The organism is Pseudomonas sp. S1_G07 (assembly GCF_054668565.1).
In genome coordinates this window covers 2,649,484-2,672,061 of the sequence record NZ_CP162778.1, presented here as the reverse complement: position 1 = coordinate 2,672,061, position 22,578 = coordinate 2,649,484, and the positions used below count along the sequence as shown (strand labels likewise).

16 protein-coding genes and 2 pseudogenes are annotated in these 22,578 nt (G+C 60.5%); 6 read left to right on the top strand and 12 right to left on the bottom strand.

Features of this window, described 5'->3' with window-relative positions; translation table 11 throughout:
* Positions 1-11 precede the first annotated feature (11 nt).
* Both AB4O05_RS12270 and AB4O05_RS12265 read left to right on the top strand, forming a co-directional pair.
* Positions 12-578 carry a CsiV family protein gene (locus AB4O05_RS12270; protein WP_460137296.1) on the top strand — a complete coding sequence of 189 codons (567 nt, stop codon included), beginning with the start codon at positions 12-14 and terminating at the stop codon, positions 576-578.
* A 9-nt stretch (positions 579-587) separates the two neighbouring features.
* Positions 588-3,280: pseudogene (locus AB4O05_RS12265) on the top strand (DEAD/DEAH box helicase).
* 49 nt (positions 3,281-3,329) lie between these two features.
* On the opposite strand, the gene nagZ reads toward AB4O05_RS12265, so the two are convergent.
* Both nagZ and AB4O05_RS12255 read right to left on the bottom strand, forming a co-directional pair.
* Positions 3,330-4,340, bottom strand: a complete 1,011-nt coding sequence (gene nagZ, locus AB4O05_RS12260) for a beta-N-acetylhexosaminidase (protein ID WP_460137300.1) — start codon at positions 4,338-4,340, stop codon at positions 3,330-3,332.
* A gap of 142 nt (positions 4,341-4,482) precedes the next feature.
* On the bottom strand, positions 4,483-5,190 hold the full coding sequence (locus AB4O05_RS12255; protein WP_460137302.1) for a TetR/AcrR family transcriptional regulator: 708 nt from the start codon (positions 5,188-5,190) through the stop codon (positions 4,483-4,485).
* 263 nt (positions 5,191-5,453) lie between these two features.
* Here AB4O05_RS12255 and lexA point away from each other — a divergent pair, with 263 nt between their 5' ends.
* Both lexA and sulA read left to right on the top strand, forming a co-directional pair.
* Positions 5,454-6,062: a transcriptional repressor LexA gene (gene lexA, locus AB4O05_RS12250; RefSeq protein ID WP_003172575.1), complete on the top strand. Its 609-nt coding sequence runs from the start codon at positions 5,454-5,456 to the stop codon at positions 6,060-6,062.
* A gap of 10 nt (positions 6,063-6,072) precedes the next feature.
* The gene (gene sulA, locus AB4O05_RS12245) at positions 6,073-6,546 is read left to right on the top strand and encodes an SOS-induced cell division inhibitor SulA (protein ID WP_460137304.1); all 474 of its coding nucleotides are present in this window, start codon (positions 6,073-6,075) and stop codon (positions 6,544-6,546) included.
* Positions 6,547-6,589: 43 nt separating this feature from the next.
* Here sulA and AB4O05_RS12240 read toward each other — a convergent pair whose 3' ends face one another.
* The 7 genes from AB4O05_RS12240 to AB4O05_RS12210 all read right to left on the bottom strand — a co-directional run bounded on the left by AB4O05_RS12240 (position 6,590) and on the right by AB4O05_RS12210 (position 14,972).
* On the bottom strand, positions 6,590-6,823 hold the full coding sequence (locus tag AB4O05_RS12240) for a hypothetical protein (protein ID WP_010212068.1): 234 nt from the start codon (positions 6,821-6,823) through the stop codon (positions 6,590-6,592).
* A gap of 118 nt (positions 6,824-6,941) precedes the next feature.
* Positions 6,942-7,463, bottom strand: a complete 522-nt coding sequence (locus AB4O05_RS12235; protein ID WP_460137306.1) for a DUF6586 family protein — start codon at positions 7,461-7,463, stop codon at positions 6,942-6,944.
* A 156-nt stretch (positions 7,464-7,619) separates the two neighbouring features.
* The gene (gene topA / locus AB4O05_RS12230) at positions 7,620-10,241 is read right to left on the bottom strand and encodes a type I DNA topoisomerase (RefSeq protein WP_460137308.1); all 2,622 of its coding nucleotides are present in this window, start codon (positions 10,239-10,241) and stop codon (positions 7,620-7,622) included.
* Between the two features lie 114 nt (positions 10,242-10,355).
* Positions 10,356-10,592, bottom strand: a complete 237-nt coding sequence (locus AB4O05_RS12225) for a DUF1653 domain-containing protein (protein WP_460137310.1) — start codon at positions 10,590-10,592, stop codon at positions 10,356-10,358.
* 96 nt (positions 10,593-10,688) lie between these two features.
* Positions 10,689-11,864: an acetyl-CoA C-acyltransferase FadA gene (fadA, locus tag AB4O05_RS12220; protein ID WP_460137312.1), complete on the bottom strand. Its 1,176-nt coding sequence runs from the start codon at positions 11,862-11,864 to the stop codon at positions 10,689-10,691.
* Between the two features lie 29 nt (positions 11,865-11,893).
* Complete coding sequence (fadB, locus tag AB4O05_RS12215) at positions 11,894-14,041, bottom strand: fatty acid oxidation complex subunit alpha FadB (protein WP_460137314.1); 2,148 nt, start codon at positions 14,039-14,041, stop codon at positions 11,894-11,896.
* Between the two features lie 493 nt (positions 14,042-14,534).
* Complete coding sequence (locus AB4O05_RS12210) at positions 14,535-14,972, bottom strand: hypothetical protein (RefSeq protein ID WP_460137316.1); 438 nt, start codon at positions 14,970-14,972, stop codon at positions 14,535-14,537.
* A 105-nt stretch (positions 14,973-15,077) separates the two neighbouring features.
* Between AB4O05_RS12210 and AB4O05_RS12205 the strand changes: the two genes are divergently transcribed.
* Complete coding sequence (locus AB4O05_RS12205; RefSeq protein ID WP_460137317.1) at positions 15,078-15,515, top strand: universal stress protein; 438 nt, start codon at positions 15,078-15,080, stop codon at positions 15,513-15,515.
* 182 nt (positions 15,516-15,697) lie between these two features.
* Here the strand turns inward: AB4O05_RS12205 and AB4O05_RS12200 are convergent, their stop codons facing one another.
* Positions 15,698-17,614, bottom strand: coding sequence for an ATP-binding cassette domain-containing protein (locus AB4O05_RS12200; RefSeq protein ID WP_460137319.1), 1,917 nt, complete (start codon positions 17,612-17,614; stop codon positions 15,698-15,700).
* 213 nt (positions 17,615-17,827) lie between these two features.
* Here AB4O05_RS12200 and AB4O05_RS12195 point away from each other — a divergent pair, with 213 nt between their 5' ends.
* Positions 17,828-19,756: a transglycosylase SLT domain-containing protein gene (locus AB4O05_RS12195; protein ID WP_460137321.1), complete on the top strand. Its 1,929-nt coding sequence runs from the start codon at positions 17,828-17,830 to the stop codon at positions 19,754-19,756.
* An 88-nt stretch (positions 19,757-19,844) separates the two neighbouring features.
* On the opposite strand, the pseudogene AB4O05_RS12190 reads toward AB4O05_RS12195, so the two are convergent.
* Both AB4O05_RS12190 and AB4O05_RS12185 read right to left on the bottom strand, forming a co-directional pair.
* Positions 19,845-20,609 (bottom strand): annotated as a pseudogene (locus AB4O05_RS12190) (Fic family protein); the annotation flags it as partial.
* A gap of 62 nt (positions 20,610-20,671) precedes the next feature.
* Positions 20,672-22,474, bottom strand: coding sequence for an ABC transporter transmembrane domain-containing protein (locus AB4O05_RS12185; RefSeq protein WP_460137322.1), 1,803 nt, complete (start codon positions 22,472-22,474; stop codon positions 20,672-20,674).
* Between the last annotated feature and the right edge of the window lie 104 nt (positions 22,475-22,578).

Here is a 22,578-nt window from a genome sequence, read left to right as displayed (position 1 = left end):
AGGACGCCCCGATGCGCGTGTTTCGCATGCTGAGCCTGTTGTTGGTCGTATTCGCGCCTTCGGCGTTTGCCGACAGCCTGTATCAGGTGGAAATGATCCTGGTGCGCCAAAACGCGGAGCCGGCACTCAATAGCCGCCCCGCGCCGGAAGACTGGGACGCCGGTGCCGTGCGCCTGGGCGACAACATGAGCCCGCCGCGCCTGAACAACATCGTCGACAAGCTCAGCGCCGATAACAGCTTTACCGTGCTGGCACACAAGGCCTGGGAGCAGAACCTGGGCGAGCAGCCGGTAAAGATTGCCATCACCGATGGCCAGGAGCAGTTCGGCCAGTACCCCATCGAAGGCGTGCTGAGCCTGCAACTGGGCCGCTTCACGGATATCGATGCGGACTTCTGGATCAACACGTTCGACAGCAACGGCAGCGTGGTCGCCAGCGAACACCTGGCCCAGAAAGACGTGCGCACCAAGAATAACCAGCTCAATTACCTGGACGGCGGCCACCTGGCGCTGCTGATCAAGATCACCTCGCTGACCGCCAAACCACCCAGCGCACCACCGCCCGACCTCCAGGACTGATCCAGCGCCATGCCCCTGACGTCGTCGTTGACTAAACCCCTGGCCCCTTCGTGGGCCAATCGCTTCAAAGAGCAAAGCCTGGAGCGCGGGCGACGTTATGCCTTGGAGAACCGCGTGCGCATCGTCGAATCAGGCGACAGCACCATTCTTGCCAGTTGCGAAGGCTCAGGCGGCAACGTTTACCGACAGACCATCTCGCTGCGTGAATCGGCCAAGGGCATGCTGATCCTGGTGGACAGTCGCTGTACCTGTCCGGTGCACACCAACTGCAAACACATCGCGGCGGTACTGCTCAAGGTCCAGGAAACCCTGGCCTACCCGGCCGCCGTACAGGATGCCGAACTGCTGGAAAAACTCCAGGCCGTGCTGGAAAACCGCGTGGCGCTGCCCCAGGTAGTGATGGAGGATGTGTTGCCAGTGCCACGCCTGTGGCTGGCCAGTGTCGAGTTCAGTGCGTTTGAACCGCGTAATGGCAAGATGCAACGCTATATCCAGCACCGGGCGGCACTGTCGTTCAACTACCTGGGTAATTATGTCAGCGGGCAGAAAAACGCCGACATCATTGTGCGCCAGGAAACCCAGAGCCTGCGCATCAAGCGACATCCCGAGCGGGAGCAACCGTACCGTGAACAGCTGCGCCTGCTGGGGTTCAAGATCGCCACGCGCCAGAGCAAGGCCCTGCCGGAAAGCGCTGGCGAATTGTTCGAAATGGTCAATGACAGTGCCTGGCTGAACTTCACCCTCAACGCTTCACCGACGCTGCGGGCCGAAGGCTGGGAATTGCAGATCGACGACGACTTCGGCTTCGACCTGAGCGCGATCGACGATTGGTACGCCACCGTCGATGAAGCCCCGGAACGCGATTGGTTTGACCTGGAGCTGGGGATCATCGTCAACGGTGAGCGGCTGAGCCTGTTGCCGATCCTGTTGAACCTGATGCGCTCCCACACCGAGCTCCTCAACCCGGAGAAACTCGCGCGGCGCCGCAACGATGAACTGATCCTGGTGAACATTCCCGGCCTGCCCAACGGCGGCCATGGCCCATTGCAAGTGGCACTGCCCTACGGTCGCCTGAAACCGGTGCTGGCCACCCTCGGCGAGTTTTACCTGCAGGAGCCCGGCACCACCACGCTGCGCCTGGCCAAGGCCGATGCGATTCGCCTCAACCCGCTGCAAGACCTGCCCCTGCAATGGGAAGGCGGCGAGAGGATCCGCACGTTCGCCCAGCGCCTGCGGGACATCAAGGACTTCACCTGCGCGGCGCCAGAAGGCTTGAACGCGACCTTGCGCCCCTATCAACTGGAAGGCTTGAGCTGGATGCAGTCGCTGCGCCAGCTCGAAGTCGGTGGCATTCTTGCCGATGACATGGGCCTGGGTAAAACCCTGCAAACCTTGGCGCATATCCTCAGCGAAAAGATCGCCGGGCGCCTGGACCGTCCGTGCATGGTGGTGATGCCCACCAGCCTGATCCCCAACTGGCTCGACGAAGCGGCCCACTTCGCCCCGCAACTCAACGTACTGGCGCTGTACGGTGCCACGCGCAAGAAACACTTCGAGCACTTGCAGGACTATGACCTGTTGCTCACCACCTACGCCCTGCTGCCCAAAGACATCGAGCGCCTCGCCGCCCAGCCCTTGCATGTACTGATCCTCGATGAGGCCCAGTACATCAAGAACCCGTCCAGCAAGGCCGCCCAGGCGGCGCGCGAACTGAATGCGCGGCAGCGCCTGTGCCTGAGCGGTACCCCCCTGGAAAACCATCTGGGTGAGCTGTGGTCGCTGTTCCACTTCCTGTTGCCGGGCTGGCTGGGCGACGTAAAAAGCTTCAACCGTGATTACCGCGTGCCCATCGAAAAACGCGCCAGTGATGTGCGACTGCAGCACCTCAACGGTCGGATCAAACCCTTCCTGTTGCGCCGCACCAAGGAACAGGTGGCCACCGAACTGCCGCCCAAGACCGAGATTATCCACTGGGTCGACCTCAACGAGGCCCAGCGCGACGTGTACGAAACCATGCGCCTGGCCATGGATAAAAAGGTCCGCGACGAGATCACGCGCAAAGGCGTGGCCCGCAGCCAGATCATCATTCTTGAGGCGCTGCTCAAGCTGCGCCAGGTGTGCTGCGATTTGCGCCTGGTCAATGATGCCCCCCGCCCACTCGGGGCAGCAGCTCGGGCAAGCTCGATAGCCTGTTGGAAATGCTCGATGAGCTGTTTGCCGAAGGTCGACGCATTCTGTTGTTTTCCCAGTTCACGTCGATGTTGAGCCTGATCGAAGCCGAGCTGAAAAAACGCGGAATTGCCTACGCGCTACTGACCGGCCAGACCCGCGACCGACGTACGCCGGTGAGGGATTTTCAAAGCGGCACGCTGCAGATTTTTCTGATCAGCCTGAAAGCGGGTGGCGTGGGGCTGAACCTGACCGAAGCCGACACCGTGATTCACTACGACCCGTGGTGGAACCCGGCCACGGAAAACCAGGCCACCGACCGTGCGTATCGCATCGGGCAAGAGAAGCCGGTATTCGTTTACAAGATGATTGCGCGGGGCACGGTGGAGGAAAAAATCCAGCACCTGCAAAAGGAAAAATCCGACCTGGCAGCGGGTGTGCTGGATGGGCGCACCACTGGGGATTGGCAATTGGGCAATGAGGAGATCGAGGCGTTGTTTGCGCCGTTGCCCAATAAGCAAGAGAAGCGCTGACTGTCGGAGAGCTATCGGGGGCTTGCCCCCGATGGGCGCGACTCAGTCTTCAGTCGATCAACTGAGCCTCCCGCAACGCGGCAAGCGCTGCCAACCAACGCGGATCCTGTTTGTACTCCGTCGAAGCAATCGCTTGCCCGCGCATCCGCGCAATACGAGCAGACGGTGTGACCTTCATGCGCTGCGCCGCACTCAGCGCCAACTCGGCCGCCGCGCGATCGTTGCACACCAGCCCCATGTCGCAACCGGCGGTCAGCGCCGCTTCAATCCGACTGGCCGCGTCGCCGACCACATGGGCACCGGCCATCGACAGATCGTCACTGAAAATCACCCCGTCAAATTGCAGCTCGCCGCGCAGGATGTCCTGCAACCAGCGGCGCGAGAAGCCGGCGGGCTGGTTATCGACATGCGGATAAATGACGTGCGCCGGCATCACCGCCGCCAGTTGCTTGCTCAGGCGTGCGAAAGGCACCAGGTCATTGGCGCGAATCTGTTCCAGGCTGCGTTCGTCATTGGGAATGGCGACGTGGGAATCGGCCTCAGCCCACCCGTGACCGGGAAAGTGCTTGCCGGTGGCGGCCATGCCGGCGCTGTTCATGCCACGGATAAATGCTCCGGCGAGCACGGCAGCGCGCTCAGGGTCGCCTTCGAAGGACCGGGTGCCGACCACGGCACTGCGCTGGTAATCCAGGTCCAGCACCGGGGCGAAGCTCAGGTCCAAGCCAACGGCCAGCACTTCGGTGGCCATGATCCAGCCGCACTGCTCGGCCAGGTATTCAGCGTTGGGGTTATCCGCCAGCGCGCGCATCTCCGGCAGGCGTACAAAGCCCTGGCGCAGGCGCTGTACGCGACCGCCCTCCTGATCAACGGCCAACAGCAGGTCCGGGCGCACCGCACGAATCGCCGCGCTCAACTCGCGCACCTGGCGCGGATGCTCGATATTGCGCGCAAAAATGATCAGGCCGCCCACTTCAGGTTGGCGCAGCAGGTGACGATCCTCGGCCGTCAGCCAGGTACCAGCCACATCGACCATCAAAGAACCTTGCAGGGCAGCAGTCATAAACCTTCCTTAAATAACGCACACAACCCGTCGGGCTCACGGCGTGCGATACGCACGGCAAGCACAACGGGTTGCGAGTAAATAGCTGAAATCGGCATGGCGGCTAGCTTAGCGGATGCAAGCGGCCGCGCACACCCAGCGGTCAAACCTTGGCGAGGGCTGGCGCGGTTTTGCTGCGCGGACGCAACTGGGCAGCCGCCATGGTCGGGTCGGTCACACCGGTTTCGGCACGCATGCCGGCGGCGAGGAACGGCACCATCAGGCGCATCACTTGTTCAATGGAGGTGTTGACGCCGAAATCGGTCTCGGCAATCGCGCGCAAGGCCTTGATGCCGGACATGCTGAACGCCGCCGCACCCAGCATGAAGTGCACGCGCCAGAACAGCTCGATAGGCGGGATACGCGGAGCGGCTTCGTTGACCAGCAGCATATAGCGGCGGAAGACCTTGCCGTACATGTCTTCCAGATAGCGGCGCAGGTGCCCCTGGCTCTGGCTGAACGCCAGGCCCAGCAGGCGCATGAAGATCGACAGGTCATTGCCGCTGCGTGGCTGCACCACCAGGGCTTGCTCAACGAGAATTTCCAGCAGTTCTTCCAGGGTCGGCTTATGGTCGGCCTTGGCCTGACGGCGCTCGAGCTCACGGTCGAGGCTGGCGCAGAACGGCCCCAGGAAGCGCGAGAACACTGCCTGGATCAGGGCTTTTTTCGAGCCGAAATGGTAATTCACCGCCGCGAGGTTCACCCCGGCCTTGCTGGTGATCAGCCGCAATGAAGTTTCGGCAAATCCTTTTTCCGCGAACAATTGCTCGGCAGCATCGAGGATGCGTTCAACGGTTTCCGACTGGGCCATGGCTACTCCGCCTGACAAACACTTGTTTGAAACATACGTTTCAGGGTGTGTCTTGTCAAGCCTGAGGGTTCGCTTTCCGGCCGGGCAGTCATCGGTGCGGGTGCTATTTAATCACATCCTTTCAACTCTGTAGGCAGCGCTATCTCTTCCCTGTAGGACGGTTGACGAATGACCGTCCAGCGGAGTCATGGAAAAGGATGATTGCCAAGCGCAGTCCACTGTATATAATCCCAGTCACTGTATAAAAAGACAGAGCGATCAACATGCTAAAACTGACGCCACGCCAAGCTGAGATTCTGGCTTTTATCAAGCGCTGCCTCGATGACAACGGCTACCCGCCGACACGAGCGGAAATTGCGCTGGAACTGGGGTTCAAATCTCCCAACGCCGCCGAAGAACACCTCAAGGCCCTCGCTCGCAAAGGTGCGATCGAAATGACCCCCGGTGCTTCGCGGGGCATTCGCATTCCTGGCTTCGAAGCCAAGGCCGACGAATCGACCCTGCCGATCATCGGCCGCGTCGCCGCCGGTGCGCCGATCCTGGCGCAGCAGCACGTCGAGGAATCCTGCAACATCAACCCGACGTTCTTCCACCCTCGCGCCGACTACCTGTTGCGGGTCCACGGTATGAGCATGAAGGACGTGGGCATCTTCGATGGCGACCTGCTGGCCGTGCACACCACCCGCGAAGCCCGCAATGGCCAGATTGTCGTCGCCCGTATCGGCGATGAAGTCACCGTCAAACGCTTCAAGCGCGAAGGCAGCAAGGTCTGGCTGCTGGCCGAGAACCCTGAGTTCGCACCGATTGAAGTGAACCTGAAAGATCAGGACCTGGTGATCGAAGGCTTGAGTGTCGGCGTTATTCGCCGCTAAAGGAGGCATCATGCAGCTCGTGCACACCCCGCCACACACCCAACTGTCGTTGTTCGAGGCCTTTATGGCCCAACCCCTTGCGCCCCTTCTCAAGGAAACGGTCGAGGCGCCTTGGAGCGCCGAGCCTGAGGCGTTCAGTGAACTGTCGTTGCGCGGTGCAGCAGGGAGCTGCCTGAGCCTGCTGGCACCGATCCTGCGTGAGTTGAGCGAAGAGCAGGACGCCCGCTGGCTGACGTTGATCGCCCCACCCGCCAGCCTGACCCAGGCCTGGCTACGGGACGCCGGCCTCAACCGCGAGCGCATCCTGCTGCTGCAACCGCGTGGCGCGCAAAGTGCCCAGCAACTGACCTGTGAAGCGTTGCGCCTGGGCCGTAGTCATACGGTGGTCAGTTGGTTGAACCCGCTGAATGCAACAGCCAAGCAGCAGTTAATCAGTGCCGCACGCACGGGTGATGCACAAAGCTTGAACATTCGATTGGGATAAGTGATGACCAGGCTTGCTGTTGCAGTGAGCCCGCCGCCTACACTCAGTGAAGCACCCGCGGCCCGTCTTCTTTTTCCGGCTCGCCTTCCGCCAGGCGGCCTGCCATCTGCACACCCACGCTCAACATGGCTTTTGCCACTTCCACGTGTTGGCCCTGCAGGAACACCTTGGCATCTTCGGAAAAATCCAGAATAACCAGAGAACCTTCGTCCTCAGCCCGGCGCAGCTCGATTCGGCCGTCAGGCAACTCAACAATTTCCAGAAAGGACGTCGGCATAAAAGTCTGTTCTCCACGAAAGGCGCGGATTATATCAGTCATCCACCCGGACTCGCTGAGGATCTGAACAGGTTTCTTTACCGCTTGATGAACGGTGCTGTCTGAATCCGAGCCGGTTTTAGCACTCGTTCAGGCCTTCGCGAAAGCGCAGTGCCATCTTCTTCAGCTCCTGGCGCCAGCCTTCCAGCTCTTCACGGCTCAACGGCTGCGGCTCTTCCTCCTGCACCGCAACCGCCACGATCAGTGGCTGGGTCACATCGCCCTTGGGCACGTGGGGAATGCGCGGAGGCTGGAACATATCTGCGTGAGCCTTAAGTAAGCGCGCCACCCAGCTGTCCGGGCTCTGGGCCATTTCCACCAGTTCGGCCAGCTCAGGGATTGCCATGGTGTCCAGCACTTCGCGGCTCATGATCATTTCCGCGCGGGGCGAACCGGCCTGGGGCAAACGATAAAACCCGGCGATTTCATGGCACAGCCCCAGCAAGGCGCCGTACAGATGGAACAACGCCGCTTCACGCCCCGCCTGGAGCAGTGCGATAGCATTCATCTCCCTGCCTTCCTCGGCACGGCCAAGGGCTTCCAGGGACAAACCCGCGAAGTAAATTTTCTGGTTGGTACGGGTATAGAGTTCGTTGGCCATAGGGGCAATCTCCACAACGACATAAACGTGATGCAGGCTTTGTAGGAGCGAGTTTACTCGCGAAAAACCCGAGAACAACGCAGTGCTTCGGGTTTATCGCGTTATCGTTAAGGACCTTCGCGAGCAAGAACCAGGCGTCCCCCTCGCTCCTGCAGATCAAGCGCCCTGACGCTTGTCCTCGACCTTCCACTTGCCGCCGTCGTAGAACGCTTTCCAGCCGGTAGGCTTGCCGTCCACTTCGGTCTGCACGTACTGCTCCTTGGTCTTGCGGCTGTAGCGGATCACGGCCGGGCGACCATCCGGGTCCTTTTTTGGTGCTTCGCACAGGAAGTGGTACTTAGGATCGATCTCGTCCTTGTGCGGCACGATCTCCAGCACCAGCGGTGCCCGGGTCTCGCGGTTTTTCGGGAACTGGCTGGCTGCCAGGAACAGGCCCGAGGCACCGTCACGCAGGATGTAGGTGTCGTTGACCTTCTCGCACTTGAGCTCCGGCATCTTCACCGGGTCCATCTTCGGCGGCGCCGCGTCACCGCTTTTCAGCAGTTTGCGGGTGTTCTTGCAGGTCGGGTTGGTGCAGCCGAAGAACTTGCCGAAACGGCCGGTCTTGAGTTGCATCTCGCTGCCGCACTTGTCGCATTCCAGGCTCGGACCTTCGTAGCCCTTGATGCGGTAGGTGCCCTCTTCAATCTCGTAGCCGTTGCAATCGGGGTTGTTACCGCAGATGTGCAGCTTGTGCTTCTCGTCCAGCAGGTAGGCGTCCATCGCCGTGCTGCAGATTGGACAACGGTGCTTGCCACGCAGCACCAGCGATTCGGACTCACCCTCGTCATCGGCGGCGATTTCGTCACCCGGCACCAGGTTGACGGTGGCCTTGCAGCGCTCTTTCGGCGGCAGGCTGTAGCCCGAGCAACCGAGAAACACGCCGGTGGACGCAGTACGAATCTGCATCGGGCGGCCGCAGGTCAGGCACGGGATGTCGGTCATCACCGGTTGGTTGGCACGCATGCCGCTGTCAGGGCTTTCGGCCACTTCGAGTTTTTTCTTGAAGTCGCCGTAGAACTCGTCCAGCACGTTTTTCCAGTCGCGCTCGCCCTGGGCCACGTCATCGAGATTCTCTTCCATGCCGGCGGTGAAGCCGTAATCCATGAGGTTGGAGAAGCTCTCGGACAGACGCTCGGTGACGATGTCGCCCATCTTTTCCGAATAGAAACGCCGGTTGTGCAGCGCTACGTAGCCACGATCCTGGATGGTGGAGATAATCGCCGCGTAGGTCGAAGGACGACCGATACCGCGCTTTTCCATCTCCTTGACCAGGCTGGCTTCCGAATAACGCGCCGGCGGCTTGGTGAAATGCTGGGACGGGTCGAGCTTGATCAGCTTCAACGTATCGCCCTGGGCCATGTCCGGCAGCACATCGTCGTCGCCTGGCTTGGCAATTTGCGGCATCACACGGGTGTAGCCGTCGAACTTGAGGATACGGCCCTTGGCGCGCAGCTCGAAGTCACCAGCGCCCACGCTGACGGTGGTGGACAGGTATTGCGCCGGCAGCATCTGGCAAGCCAGGAACTGGCGCCAGATCAGCTCGTAAAGGCGCTCAGCGTCGCGTTCCATGCCGCTCAGCTTGCTTGGCTCGGTGTTGGCATCGGAAGGACGGATCGCTTCGTGAGCCTCCTGGGCGCCTTCCTTGCTGCTGTAGACGTTGGGCTTCTCCGGCAGGTACTTCTTGCCGAATTCGCTTTCAATGTACGTGCGCGCCATCGCCACTGCGTCTTGCGACAGGTTGGTGGAGTCGGTACGCATGTAGGTGATGTAGCCAGCTTCGTACAGACGCTGGGCCATCATCATGGTTTTCTTCACACCGAAGCCCAGGCGGTTACTCGCGGCCTGCTGCAGGGTGGAGGTGATGAACGGTGCCGACGGCTTGCTGCTGGTCGGTTTGTCTTCGCGCTTGACGATGCTGTAGCTGGAAGCCTTGAGCTTCTCCAGCGCGGCCATGGCCTGGGCTTCGTTCAGCGGTTTGAACGCCTCGCCTTTCTCGCGGGCCACTTCAAAACGTACATTGGCGCCTTTGGCGGTGCCGAGGTCGGCGTGGACTTCCCAATACTCTTCGGGGTTGAACGCACGGATCTCGCGCTCACGCTCCACCACCAGCTTGACCGCTACCGATTGCACACGGCCGGCGGACAGGCCCCGGGCGATCTTCGCCCACAGCAACGGCGAGACCATGTAACCCACGACACGGTCGAGGAAACGACGGGCCTGCTGGGCGTTGACACGGTCGATATCCAGCTCGCCCGGCTTGGAGAAAGCTTCCTGGATGGCTTTCTTGGTGATTTCGTTGAACACCACGCGCTTGTAGCGGCTGTCGTCACCGCCGATGGCTTCCCGCAGGTGCCAGGCAATGGCTTCCCCTTCGCGGTCCAAGTCCGTTGCGAGATAGATGGTGTCGGCATCCTTGGCGAGCCGGCGCAGCTCTTCGATGACCTTTTCCTTGCCCGGAAGGATTTCGTACTTGGCCTTCCAGCCATGATCCGGGTCCACACCCATGCGCGAGACCAGCTGCTTGCGCGCTTTCTCTTTAGGCGTGAGCACCGGACCTTCGCCCGCAGCCGCCTTGCCGCGCTTGGCGGCAGGCTCCTTGCTGGCGCTAGCCGAACCGCTGGTGGGCAGGTCTCGGATATGGCCGATACTCGACTTCACCACGTACTCGTTGCCCAAGTACTTGTTGATGGTCTTGGCCTTAGCCGGGGATTCCACAATGACCAGCGATTTGCCCATGGATCGGAAAATTCCTGAATTCGAGAAGTGAAAGGCAGTTGGCGCCTGACGCGGCAACGCTATATATAGTGGCAACCGGGTGAGGTCAAGCGCAGTATTCTGCGCGACCTGCCGTTATTGCCCTTTAAAAAGACTGGGTTCGGCCTGGACCAAAGCAAAGCGCGGGACCTGCTCGCCGTCAACTTCGACGGTCTCCAGGAACATGCTCAAGGGGCGTACCCAAAAGCCGTAATCACCATACAGTGCTTGGTAGAACACCACTTGCTCTTCAGTCTCGGAGTGGCGCGCCACACTGAAAACGCGGTACTGCGGACCTTTATAATGCTGGTAGAGCCCCGGTTCGACTTTCATGCTCTGGCCCCCTTACAAAATTTGTTAAAAAAAAATATAAAATCGCCAAAAAACAAAAACCGGGGCACTAGGCCCCGGCTTCCGTCAAGCCAACGCTTAAACGCGTTCGAAGACGGTGGAAATGCCTTGGCCGAGACCAATGCACATGGTGGCTACCCCGAGGTTGCCGCCATTTTGCTTCATTACATTAAGCAAAGTACCGGAGATACGCGCGCCGGAGCAACCGAATGGGTGGCCCAGAGCGATTGCGCCGCCGTGCAGGTTAACCTTCTCATTCATCTTGTCGAGTACTTTCAAATCTTTCAGCACCGGCAGGGCCTGTGCGGCGAAAGCTTCGTTGAGCTCGAAGAAGTCGATATCGGCAATGGTCAGGCCCGCGCGCTTCAAGGCTTTCTGGGTGGCCGGGACAGGACCATAGCCCATGATCGCCGGGTCCACACCCGCCACGGCCATCGAACGAATCACCGCCAGCGGCTGGATACCCAGGTCCTGGGCGCGCTGCGCCGACATCACGATCATGCACGAGGCACCATCGGTGATTTGCGATGACGTACCGGCTGTCACGGTGCCGCCCTTTGGATTGAACGCCGGCTTGAGCGCCGCCAGGCTTTCCAGAGTGGTATCCGGACGAATGGTCTCGTCGTAGTCGAACAGTTTCAGGAAGCCGTTCTCGTCATAGCCGTTCATCGGGATGATTTCATCCTTGAACTTGCCTTCCACGGTCGCCTTGTGGGCGAGTTGGTGCGAACGCACGCCGAACGCGTCCTGGGCTTCACGGGTGATGCCGTGCATCTTGCCGAGCATTTCCGCGGTCAGGCCCATCATGCCCGAGGCTTTTGCCGCGTACAGCGACATGTGCGGGTTAGGATCGACGCCGTGCATCATGCTCACGTGGCCCATGTGTTCCACGCCACCGACCACGAACACATCGCCGTTACCGGTCATGATCGCCTGGGCGGCCGTGTGCAGCGCGCTCATGGACGAACCGCACAGGCGGCTGACGGTCTGGCCGGCCGCGGTGTGTGGAATCTGGGTCATCAGCGACGCCATGCGCGCGATGTTCCAGCCCTGCTCCAGGGTCTGGTTGACGCAACCCCAGATCACGTCCTCGACCTCATTGGGGTCGACCTTGACGTTGCGCTCCAGCACTTTGCTGATCAGGTGCGCCGACATGTCTTCGGCACGGGTGTTGCGGTGCATGCCGCCCTTGGAGCGGCCCATCGGCGTGCGACCGAAGTCGACAATCACCACGTCTCTTGGATTCAAGCTCATAAATATTCTCGCTCTAGTCGTTTGGGCGCTTAACCGAAGAAGCTCTGACCGTTCTTGGCCATTTCACGCAGCTTCGCGGTCGGGTGGTACAGCGGGCCCAAATCAGCGTATTGATCAGCCAGGGCAACGAATTCGGCCACACCGATCGAGTCGATGTAACGCAGCGCACCGCCACGGAATGGAGGGAAACCAATACCGTACACCAGGCCCATATCGGCTTCGGCGGCGGTCTCGACGATGCCGTCTTCCAGGCAACGCACAGTCTCCAGGCACAGGGCGATCATCATCCAGTTGATGATGTCCTCGTCGGACACCTCACGCTGTTCGTAGATGACCGGCGCGAGCACTTCGTGCACCGACGGGTCGGCCACTTTCTTCTGCTTGCCCTTCTTGTCGGCCTCGTAGGCGTAGAAGCCCTTGCCGTTCTTCTGGCCCAGGCGCTTGGCCTCGTAGAGCGCATCGATCGCCGAGCGGCGCTCGTCTTTCATGCGGTCCGGGAAGCCTTCAGCCATGACGTCGCGGCCGTGGTGGCCGGTGTCGATGCCGACCACGTCCATCAGGTACGCCGGGCCCATGGGCCAGCCGAATTTTTCCATGACTTTGTCGATGCGCACGAAGTCCACACCGGCGCTGACCAGCTTGGCGAAACCGCCGAAGTACGGGAACAACACACGGTTGACGAGGAAGCCCGGGCAGTCGTTGACCACGATCGGGTTCTTGCCCATTTTCTTGGCGTAGGCAACGGTGGTGGCAATCGCCAGTTCGCTGGACTTCTCGCCACGGATCACTTCCACCAGCGGCATCATGTGCACCGGGTTGAAGAAGTGCATGCCGACGAAGTTCTCCGGACGCTTGAGGGCCTTGGCCAGCAGCGAGATGGAAATGGTCGAGGTGTTGGAAGCCAGGATGGTGTCATCTTTGACCTGGGCTTCGACTTCAGCCAATACAGCCTGCTTGACCTTCGGGTTCTCGACAACGGCTTCGACCACCAGGTCGACGTGGCCAAAATCACCGTAGGACAGCGTAGGACGAATGCCGTTAAGCACTTCAGCCATTTTCGCTGCGGTCATGCGACCTTTATCCACGCGCCCCACCAGCAGCTTGGCGGCTTCCGCCAGGCCCTGCTCGATACCGTGTTCGTTGATGTCTTTCATCAGGATCGGCGTGCCTTTGGACGCCGACTGATAAGCGATGCCGCCGCCCATGATGCCGGCGCCGAGTACGGCAGCCTGTTTCACGTCCTTGGCGACTTCATCGTAGGCCTTGGCCTTTTTCTTCAGCTCCTGATCGTTCAGGAACAGGCCGATCAGGCTTTGGGCGGCCGAGGTTTTCGCCAGTTTGACGAAGCCTGCCGCTTCCACTTCCAGGGCTTTGTCGCGACCGAAGTTCGCGGCCTTCTGGATAGTCTTGATCGCTTCAACCGGCGCCGGGTAGTTCGGGCCGGCCTGGCCTGCCACGAAACCTTTGGCGGTTTCGAACGACATCATTTGCTCGATGGCGTTGAGCTTGAGTTTTTCCAGCTTCGGCTGACGCTTGGCCTTGTAGTCAAATTCGCCACTGATGGCGCCCTTGATCAGGTTCAGTGCAGCCTCGGCCAGTTTGTCCGGGGCAACCACGGCGTCGACGGCACCGACTTTCAGCGCGTCTTCGGCTTTGTTTTCCTTGCCGGCGGCAATCCACTCGATGGCGTTATCGGCCCCGATAATGCGCGGCAGGCGCACGGTGCCGCCAAAACCTGGGTAGATGCCCAGTTTGACTTCCGGCAGGCCGATTTTCGCGGTGGCCGACATGACGCGGAAATCCGCGGCCAGGCACATTTCCAGGCCGCCGCCCAGCGCAATACCGTTGATTGCAGCAACGGTCGGCACGTTGAGGTCTTCGAAATCGCTGAAAATCTTGTTGGCTTCGAGGTTGCCAGCCACCAGCTCGGCATCGGGCAGCTTGAAGTTGTCGACGAATTCGGTGATGTCAGCGCCGACGATAAACACGTCCTTGCCGCTGGAGACGATCACACCCTTGACCGAAGCATCTGCTTTGAGGGCGTCTACGGCCTGACGCAGTTCGTTCAGGGTTAGACGGTTGAACTTGTTGACGGACTCACCCTTGAGGTCGAATTTCAATTCGACGATGCCACTTTCAAGAGCCTTAACCGTGATGGCTTTACCTTCGTAAATCATCAACTGATCTCCACGATATGGAAGCTGAACAGTACACATCGGACGCTGGCCTCTGGTTGGGCATTGATAATTGCGTCAATGCTCACGCCAATCCGCCAGGCACACCCGCCAATGCGATAGTCGGGATTCTGTATGAGCGGTCTGACAGACAAACGCTCAATTCATACGCCCGTTTGATTCGGGTACGCCACCTTCATCCAATTCAGGGCAATTGTCAATCGCTCGAAAGGCCAGGAAAAAACCGACTTTCCAGTCATTTCAGAACCCCGCCCCCAGGCCGGCGCTTCGTCAATATTCCAACATTCACCCGATCAATAGAACCAACGCTGTGGGAAAAGGCTGTACAGATAAGGATATCCAGCTAGGCTAGCGGCACCTTTAACAGGATAGTCAATGCGCCGGATGAACATCCGGCGTGGGGAACCACAGATTTACCGGCCTGCCTGGCCAACTCCAGCCCGATGATGTTTTCGGGCTTTTTATTGCCTGCGGGTCAGGCCAGGGCCTTGAGCAATTTATCAATGGCCAGCAGGTCACGCGCCTCGCCCTTCTCGCCCCAATACAGGGCAATCATTTGCTTATCGGCCTCGACCTTGTAGACGTTGGCTGGCAACGTCGCAAAATGCGGCAACAACTTCTCGTCGACACACACTTCGCGCCATTGGTTGACCCACACCCCCGGTTCCAGCTGCCAGTAACTCCAGGCCGCCGGCACACTGCCGCGCCGTGGCCGGCAGTACTGCGCACACGGGCTTGGCGGTTCCTGCTTGAGCCAATGCGGCCAATCCTGGGGCGCCAGTTGCATGGCCAGGCCCATGCGACGCGCCTCCATGCGCAGCGCCATGCGTCCGCTCTGATGACGCGACGGGCGCAGCCATGCCAGGGGGCTCAGAACCACAACAAGGATTGACACCACTATCCAGACCGTCATATGTGTACTCCCGAATTTCTAGATGAGCGGATATGACCTGACGCAACTCCATCCGCTTGAAAGCAGCCATACTGAATTTATTGCAGCCCCCTGGAGGAACGCCCCATGTCATACGAACATATTCTGGTCGCCGTAGACTTGACCGAAGAGTGCGATCCAGTGATCAAGCGCGCCCGTGAGCTTGCCAAGGCCAGCGGCGCCAGACTGTCGCTGGTGCATATCGTCGAGCCCATGGCCATGGCCTTCGGTGGCGACGCCCCCATGGATTTTTCCCAGTTGTATGAGCAACAGGTTAAGCAGGCCGAAGAGCGCATCAAGAGCCTGACCATCAAATACCCAGTGATCGAAGGCAACTCCCACGTCAGCTACGGGCAACCACGCAAGGAAATCCACGAGCTGGCCAAGAAACAGAACTGCGACCTGATCGTGGTCGGCAGTCATGGCCGCCACGGCCTGGCACTGCTGCTGGGTTCTACCGCCAATGATGTGCTGCATGGTGCGCCATGCGACGTCCTGGCCGTGAGATTGATGAAGAACCCGTAAGGTTGATGGAGACCCAATGTGGGAGCGGGCTTGCTCGCGAATGCGGTGTGCCAGTCGCCAGATGCATCAGCCGATAGGCCGCATTCGCGAGCAAGCCCGCTCCCACATTTTGAATCGCATTTCATATAGAAAACCCGGTGTTCATCAGATGAACACCGGGTTTTTTAATGCCTTGGAATCAATCAGCCATCCAACTCGGCCCAACGCTCAACCAGCACTTCCAGCTCCTGGTTCAGCGTCTCCAGGGAGGCGATGACCTTGGCGGTTTCCGCCGCAGGACGCAGGTAGAAACCCGCGTCAGCCATTTCTGCTTCTACCGCCGCGATCTGCTGTTCCTTGGCGTCGATGTCGCCCGGCAAGGCTTCCAGCTCGCGCTGGAGCTTGTAGCTGAGTTTCTTCTTGGCCACCGGCGCAGCTTCCTGAGTAGGCTCCGCCACAACAGGAGTAACCACGGCCGAGGTCAAGTCAGCCTTGCCGGACTTACTCTCGGTGACGCCCAGCAGACGCGGCGAGCCGCCCTGGCGCAACCAGTCCTGATAACCACCGACGTACTCGCGCACCTTGCCTTCACCTTCGAAGACCAGGGTGCTGGTGACCACGTTGTCGAGGAATGCCCGGTCGTGGCTGACCATCAGTACGGTACCGTTGAAGGTCAACAGGACCTCTTCCAGCAGCTCCAGGGTTTCAACGTCGAGGTCGTTGGTCGGTTCGTCGAGCACCAGCAGGTTCGCCGGTTTGCTGAACAGCTTGGCCAGCAGCAAACGCGCACGCTCGCCACCGGACAGGGCTTTGACCGGTGTACGTGCACGCTGCGGGCTGAACAGGAAGTCGCCCAGGTAGCTCAGCACATGGCGGCTCTGGCCGTCGATATCGATAAAGTCGCGGCCTTCGGCGACGTTGTCGATCACGGTTTTTTCCAGGTCCAACTGGTGACGCAACTGGTCGAAGTAGGCCACGTCGATACGCGTGCCCTCTTCCACGGTGCCGCTGGTCGGTTGCAGGCCGCTGAGCATCAGCTTGAGCAAGGTGGTCTTGCCGGTACCGTTGGCGCCCAGCAGGCCGATACGGTCGCCGCGCTGCAGGACCATGGAGAAATCCTTGATCAGGAACGGGCCATCCGGGTGATGGAAGCTGACGTTCTCCAGCACCATCACCTGCTTGCCCGACTTGTCGGCGGTATCCAGCTGGATATTGGCCTTGCCGGTGCGCTCGCGACGCTCGCTGCGCTCGACACGCAGGGCCTTCAGCGCACGCACGCGGCCTTCGTTACGGGTGCGGCGCGCCTTGATGCCCTGGCGGATCCAGACTTCTTCCTGGGCCAGTTTTTTATCGAACAACGCGTTGGCGGTTTCTTCGGCGGCCAGGGCGGCTTCCTTGTGCACCAGGAAGCTGGCGTAGTCGCCGTTCCAGTCGATCAGGCCACCACGGTCCAGCTCAAGGATGCGAGTGGCCAGGTTCTGCAGGAAGGACCGGTCGTGCGTGATAAACAACACCGCGCCCTGGAAATCCTTGAGGGCTTCTTCAAGCCAGGCGATGGCGCCGATGTCCAGGTGGTTGGTCGGTTCGTCGAGCAGCAGCAGGTCCGGCTCGGACACCAGGGCCTGGGCCAGCAGCACGCGACGACGCCAGCCGCCGGACAACTCGGCGAGGGTCTTGTCGGCCGGCAGTTGCAGGCGGCTCAAGGTACTGTCGACCAATTGCTGCAGGCGCCAGCCGTCACGGGCTTCAAGGTCTTGCTGGACATGCATCAGCTTGTCCAGGTCTTCCTCGGTGACGCAGTTCTGCGCCAGGTGGTGGTATTGCGCAAGCAACTCACCCACACCATCCAGGCCTTCGGCGACCACGTCGAACACTGTCCGTCCGTCGGCCACCGGCAATTCCTGCGGCAATTCGCCGATCTTGAGGCCTGGAGCGCGCCAGACAGAGCCGTCATCGGGCTTCTGGTCGCCCTTGACCAGCTTCATCATGCTGGATTTGCCGGTGCCGTTGCGGCCGATGATGCACACCCGCTCACCACGGGCGATCTGCCAGGACACCTTGTCCAACAACGGCATAGCGCCGAAAGCAAGGGACACATCGCTGAATTTGAGCAGGGTCATACGCTTCTCCAAAAACTGGGCGCGCATTCTACCTGACTTGAGGGTGGGATGCGGCCAGCATTTTCGCTGCCGACACGTTCTGTAGGACATTTCCGGCGAACTTGAACGAACCCGCTGGCAAAGCTTTCGCCGGTCGCTGGCAAAAGGCTAAGCTAGGGGCAATCAGTGTCGGCGGTGCCGGTGCTAGTCGTGATTTCTCTGCACGGACGTATCATGCGCAGTCGCCTTTTCAACTTTTTATCTTGTCTGCTTCTCTCCGCCACCGCCGTTCAATCCGCCCAGGCCGTGGACCTCACCACCCAACGTCAATATTACGATGAGGCCAAACGCGCCCTGGCCAAGGGCGATACCGGCCCGTACATGCAATACAGCCAGGCCCTGGCCGACTACCCGCTCACACCGTACCTGGCGTACGACGAACTGACCGCCCGCCTGAAGACCGCGAGCAACCAGGAAATCGAACAGTTCCTCGCTAAGAACGGCGACCTGCCCCAGGCCAACTGGATGAAACTGCGCTGGTTGCGCTGGCTGGCCGAGCGTGGCGACTGGCAGACCTTTGAAAAGTACTACGACCCCAAGCTCAACTTCGTCGAACTGGACTGCCTGCATGGCCAATTCCAGTTGACCCACAACCTCAAGGCCGAAGGCTACAAGACCGCCGAAGCGCTGTGGTTGACCGGCAAGTCCCAACCGGCTGCCTGTGATGCCACCTTCGGCCAGTGGGCGGCGGATGGCCAACTCACCGAACAGAAAATCTGGGAGCGCACCAAACTGGCCGCCGAAGCGCGCAACTACGCGCTGGCCAACAGCCTGGTGAAGACCCTGCCGACCCTCGGCGCCCAAGGCCGCCTGATGGTGGACGTGGCGCAAAAGCCCGACATGCTCAGCGACCCGTCACGTTTCCTGCCTGCCACCGAGGCCATGTCGGACGCCGTGGGCCTGGGCCTGCGCCGCCTGGCGCGCCAGGACCCGGACAAGGCCATGGCCCTGCTCGATGGCTATGCCAGCAGCATGCACTTCTCCCGTGACGAAAAAGTGTCGATCGCCCGCGAGATCGGTCTGACCCAGGCCAAACGCTTCGACCCGCGCGCGCTAGAGGTGATGACCAAGTACGACCCCGAGTTGCGCGACAACACCGTTTCCGAGTGGCGCCTGCGCCTGCTGTTGCGCCTGGCGCGCTGGGAAGATGCCTACCAGTTGACCCGCAAACTCCCGCATGACCTGGCCATCACCAACCGTTGGCGCTACTGGCAGGCCCGCAGCCTGGAACTGGCCGAGCCGAAAAACCCGCAAGCGCTGGTGTTGTACAAGAACCTGTCGCGGGAGCGGGATTTCTACGGTTTCCTCGCCGCCGACCGCTCCAAGGCGCCGTACCAGTTGAACAACAAGCCGCTGGTGATGAGCCAGGCGCTGATCAATAAGGTACGCAACACCCCCGGCGTACGCCGTGCCCTGGAATTCTATGCACGTGGCCAAGTGGTGGATGGCCGCCGCGAGTGGTACCACGTCAGCCGTCACTTCAACCGTGACGAGATGGTCGCCCAGGCCAAACTGGCCTACGACATGAAGTGGTACTTCCCGGCGATCCGCACCATCAGCCAGGCGCAGTACTGGGATGACCTGGATATCCGCTTCCCGATGGCCCACCGCGACACCCTGGTGCGCGAAGCCAAGGTCCGCGGCCTGCATTCGAGCTGGGTATTCGCCATCACTCGCCAGGAAAGCGCCTTTATGGACGACGCCCGCTCCGGCGTCGGCGCCAGCGGCCTGATGCAACTGATGCCCGGCACCGCCAAGGACACGGCGCGCAAGTTCAGCATCCCCCTGGCCTCCCCGGCCCAAGTGCTGGACCCGGACAAAAACATCCAGCTCGGCGCCGCCTACCTGAGCCAGGTGCACAGCCAGTTCAACGGCAACCGCGTGCTCGCCTCCGCCGCCTACAACGCCGGTCCTGGCCGCGTACGCCAGTGGCTGCGGGGCGCCGACCACCTGAGTTTCGACGTATGGGTGGAAAGCATCCCGTTCGACGAAACCCGCCAGTATGTGCAGAACGTGCTGTCTTATTCGGTCATCTACGGGCAGAAGCTCAACTCGCCACAGCCGTTGGTGGATTGGCACGAGCGATATTTCGATGATCAGTAAGAGGGGCAGCTTCAAGCGGCAAGTTTGAAGCTTCAAGAGCAATGCCTGCATTGAAGGATGCGGGCATTTTTTATGAAACCGCCGGACGTTCGCTTTGCACCGCTTCGGCCAACGCCAGACTCAGCGCCTGCAACATGAACTCAACGAAGGGAGTCGCCTCGGCTCGCTGATCGGCCGCCGACAACGCGGCATAGTAGGCGTCCTGCTGTTCCCGAATCACCGCTTCCACCGGCAAGTAAGCCAATACAGGGCGCCACTGGCTAAGGATCAAGGTTTGCCATAGACGCCCCATCCGCCCATTACCGTCTGCAAATGGATGGATAAACTCAAACTCGTAGTGGAACACGCAGCTCGCGATAAGCGGATGCCAATCAGAAACAGATAGCCATTGCAGCAAGTCATCCATCAGATGCGTCACGCGACTGGCGGGCGGAGCCATATGAACTAACTGCTCGCCGCGATAAATGCCGACGCCCGACTGGCGAAACCGTCCGGCATCATCGATCAATCCAAACATCAGCAGTTCATGCGCCTTAAGCAGATCAGCACGATCACCCGCCGCCCACTGCGGCATCGCCTCGTAAGCAGAAAATGCATTACGCACTTCCTGGATTTCCCGAGGCAAACCCAACACCCGCTTACCCTCCAGCACAGCAGTCACTTGCTCGACGCTAAGGGTATTGTTCTCGATAGCCAGCGAGGCCTGGATGGTGCGGATTCGATTGCCACGTCTTAACTGAGGCGTCTGACGATTATCATCACCGACTGAAAGTTGACCAATCTGCTCACTGATGTCGGCAACCAGAGCCAGCATCTTTGTAGTCAGTGTCAACGGAGGTTGATAACGGCTCATGTCCTCATCCAGCTCAATAACGAAAGGTCACATGATGCCTTAGGAACAAGCTAACCGCAGCTTCATTCCGCCTCAGCTCCATCACTGAACTGCAACGCCGCCAGCCTCGCATATAGCGGATTACTCGCAATCAACTGCTGATGCGTACCCACCGCCACCAGCTTGCCTTGGTCCATCACCGCAATCCGGTCGGCATTCTTCACCGTAGCCAAGCGATGGGCGATGACCAACGTGGTGCGCCCTTGCATCAGTTGCGGCAAGGCTTGTTGTATCAAGTGCTCACTCTGGGCATCGAGGGCGCTGGTGGCTTCGTCCAGCAGCAGGATCGGCGCGTCCACCAGCAGCGCGCGGGCAATGGCCAGGCGTTGGCGCTGGCCGCCGGAAAGGCCCATGCCGCCATCGCCGAGGTGGGTCTGGTAGCCCTCGGGCATTTGCAGGATGAAGTCGTGGGCGTGGGCAATGCGCGCGGCAGCTTCGACCTGCTCGCGGGTAGCGCTCGGGTTGCCGTAGCGGATGTTTTCTTCGACGCTGCCGAAAAACAGCGCCGGGCTCTGGGACACCAGGGCGAAGTGGCGGCGCAGGTCCAGGGGGTCGAGCTCGGTCAGCGCATGGCCCTCAAGCAGGATTCGGCCTTGCTGGGGGTCGTAGAAGCGTAGCAGCAGGTCGAAGAGCGTCGATTTGCCCGCACCGGACGGTCCCACCAATGCCAGGGTTTCGCCGGGCTTGATGGTCAGGTTCAAGCCGTCGATGGCGTAGCTGTCTGGCCGTGAGGGGTAGGAAAAGCGCAGGTCTTGCAGTTCCATGCGGCCACTGACCCGCTCCGGCAAGCGCACGGCATCGGTTGCGGGTGCTTGAATTTCGTTGGTTGACTGCAACAGCTCACCGATCCGCTCGGCTGCACCCGCGGCGCGCTGCAGCTCGCCCAGCACTTCACTCAGGGTGCCGACGGCACTGCCGACGATCAGGCTGTAGAACACAAACGCGGCCAGTTCACCGCCGGAAATGCGCCCGCTGATCACGTCCATACCGCCGACCCACAACATTACGCCCACGGCGCCAAGCACCAGCATGATCACCAGGGTGATCAGCCAGGCGCGCTGCGCGATGCGTTTGCGCGCGGTGGCAAAGGCCTCTTCCACGGTCACGGCGAAGCGCTGCTCATCCTGGACCTGGTGGTTGTAGGCCTGCACGGTCTTGATCTGGCCGAGGGTCTCGGCCACATAGCTGCCCACATCGGCAATACGGTCCTGGCTCAGGCGCGACAAACTGCGCACGCGGCGACCGAAGATCAGAATCGGCGCCAGCACCAATGGCAGCGCCACCACCACGATGCTGGTGAGCTTGGGGTTGGTGATAAACAGCAGCACGATACCGCCGATGACCATCAGCGCATTGCGCAGGAACAGCGACAACGACGAGCCGATCACCGATTGCAGCAAGGTGGTGTCGGTGGTCAGGCGCGACTGGATCTCCGAGCTGCGATTGTTCTCGTAAAAGCCGGGGTGCAGGTAGATCAGGTGGTTGAACACCTGGCGACGAATATCCGCCACCACCCGTTCGCCGATCCACGACACCAGGTAAAACCGCGCAAACGTGCCCACCGCCAGGCCCAACACCAGCACCATGAACAGGCCGATGGACTGGTTGAGCAGGTGCGGCGACTGGGTCATGAACCCTTGGTCCACCAGCAGGCGAATACCCTGCCCCATGGACAAGGTGATGCCGGCGGTGACGATCAGCGCCAGCAAGGCACCCAACGCGTGCCAACGGTAGGGCGCGATAAAGCGGCTGGCCAGGCGAATCGCGCGGCGTTGACGGGTTGAGAACATAGGGGGATCACCGATGAGGAACCTGTACCTCAACATTGGGGGAACTTGGGCAAATAACAATGAGTCAGGTTAATTATGCCCACCGATGCAGGCGCCTAGAGGCTATCGGTCTAACGTCCGGCTGGAAATCCCTGGAGGTT

Excerpts from the sequence above, each read along its gene's own strand:
- AB4O05_RS12205 (WP_460137317.1), top strand. The coding sequence starts at position 15,078 with ATGTCATACGAACATATTCTGGTCGCCGTAGACTTGACCGAAGAGTGC.
- AB4O05_RS12200 (WP_460137319.1), bottom strand. The coding sequence starts at position 17,614 with ATGACCCTGCTCAAATTCAGCGATGTGTCCCTTGCTTTCGGCGCTATG.
- AB4O05_RS12270 (WP_460137296.1), top strand. The coding sequence starts at position 12 with ATGCGCGTGTTTCGCATGCTGAGCCTGTTGTTGGTCGTATTCGCGCCT.
- fadB (WP_460137314.1), bottom strand. The coding sequence starts at position 14,041 with ATGATTTACGAAGGTAAAGCCATCACGGTTAAGGCTCTTGAAAGTGGC.
- lexA (WP_003172575.1), top strand. The coding sequence starts at position 5,454 with ATGCTAAAACTGACGCCACGCCAAGCTGAGATTCTGGCTTTTATCAAG.
- topA (WP_460137308.1), bottom strand. The coding sequence starts at position 10,241 with ATGGGCAAATCGCTGGTCATTGTGGAATCCCCGGCTAAGGCCAAGACC.
- AB4O05_RS12240 (WP_010212068.1), bottom strand. The coding sequence starts at position 6,823 with ATGCCGACGTCCTTTCTGGAAATTGTTGAGTTGCCTGACGGCCGAATC.
- nagZ (WP_460137300.1), bottom strand. The coding sequence starts at position 4,340 with ATGACTGCTGCCCTGCAAGGTTCTTTGATGGTCGATGTGGCTGGTACC.
- AB4O05_RS12235 (WP_460137306.1), bottom strand. The coding sequence starts at position 7,463 with ATGGCCAACGAACTCTATACCCGTACCAACCAGAAAATTTACTTCGCG.
- AB4O05_RS12210 (WP_460137316.1), bottom strand. The coding sequence starts at position 14,972 with ATGACGGTCTGGATAGTGGTGTCAATCCTTGTTGTGGTTCTGAGCCCC.
- AB4O05_RS12225 (WP_460137310.1), bottom strand. The coding sequence starts at position 10,592 with ATGAAAGTCGAACCGGGGCTCTACCAGCATTATAAAGGTCCGCAGTAC.
- AB4O05_RS12195 (WP_460137321.1), top strand. The coding sequence starts at position 17,828 with ATGCGCAGTCGCCTTTTCAACTTTTTATCTTGTCTGCTTCTCTCCGCC.
- sulA (WP_460137304.1), top strand. The coding sequence starts at position 6,073 with ATGCAGCTCGTGCACACCCCGCCACACACCCAACTGTCGTTGTTCGAG.
- AB4O05_RS12185 (WP_460137322.1), bottom strand. The coding sequence starts at position 22,474 with ATGTTGAGGTACAGGTTCCTCATCGGTGATCCCCCTATGTTCTCAACC.
- fadA (WP_460137312.1), bottom strand. The coding sequence starts at position 11,864 with ATGAGCTTGAATCCAAGAGACGTGGTGATTGTCGACTTCGGTCGCACG.
- AB4O05_RS12255 (WP_460137302.1), bottom strand. The coding sequence starts at position 5,190 with ATGGCCCAGTCGGAAACCGTTGAACGCATCCTCGATGCTGCCGAGCAA.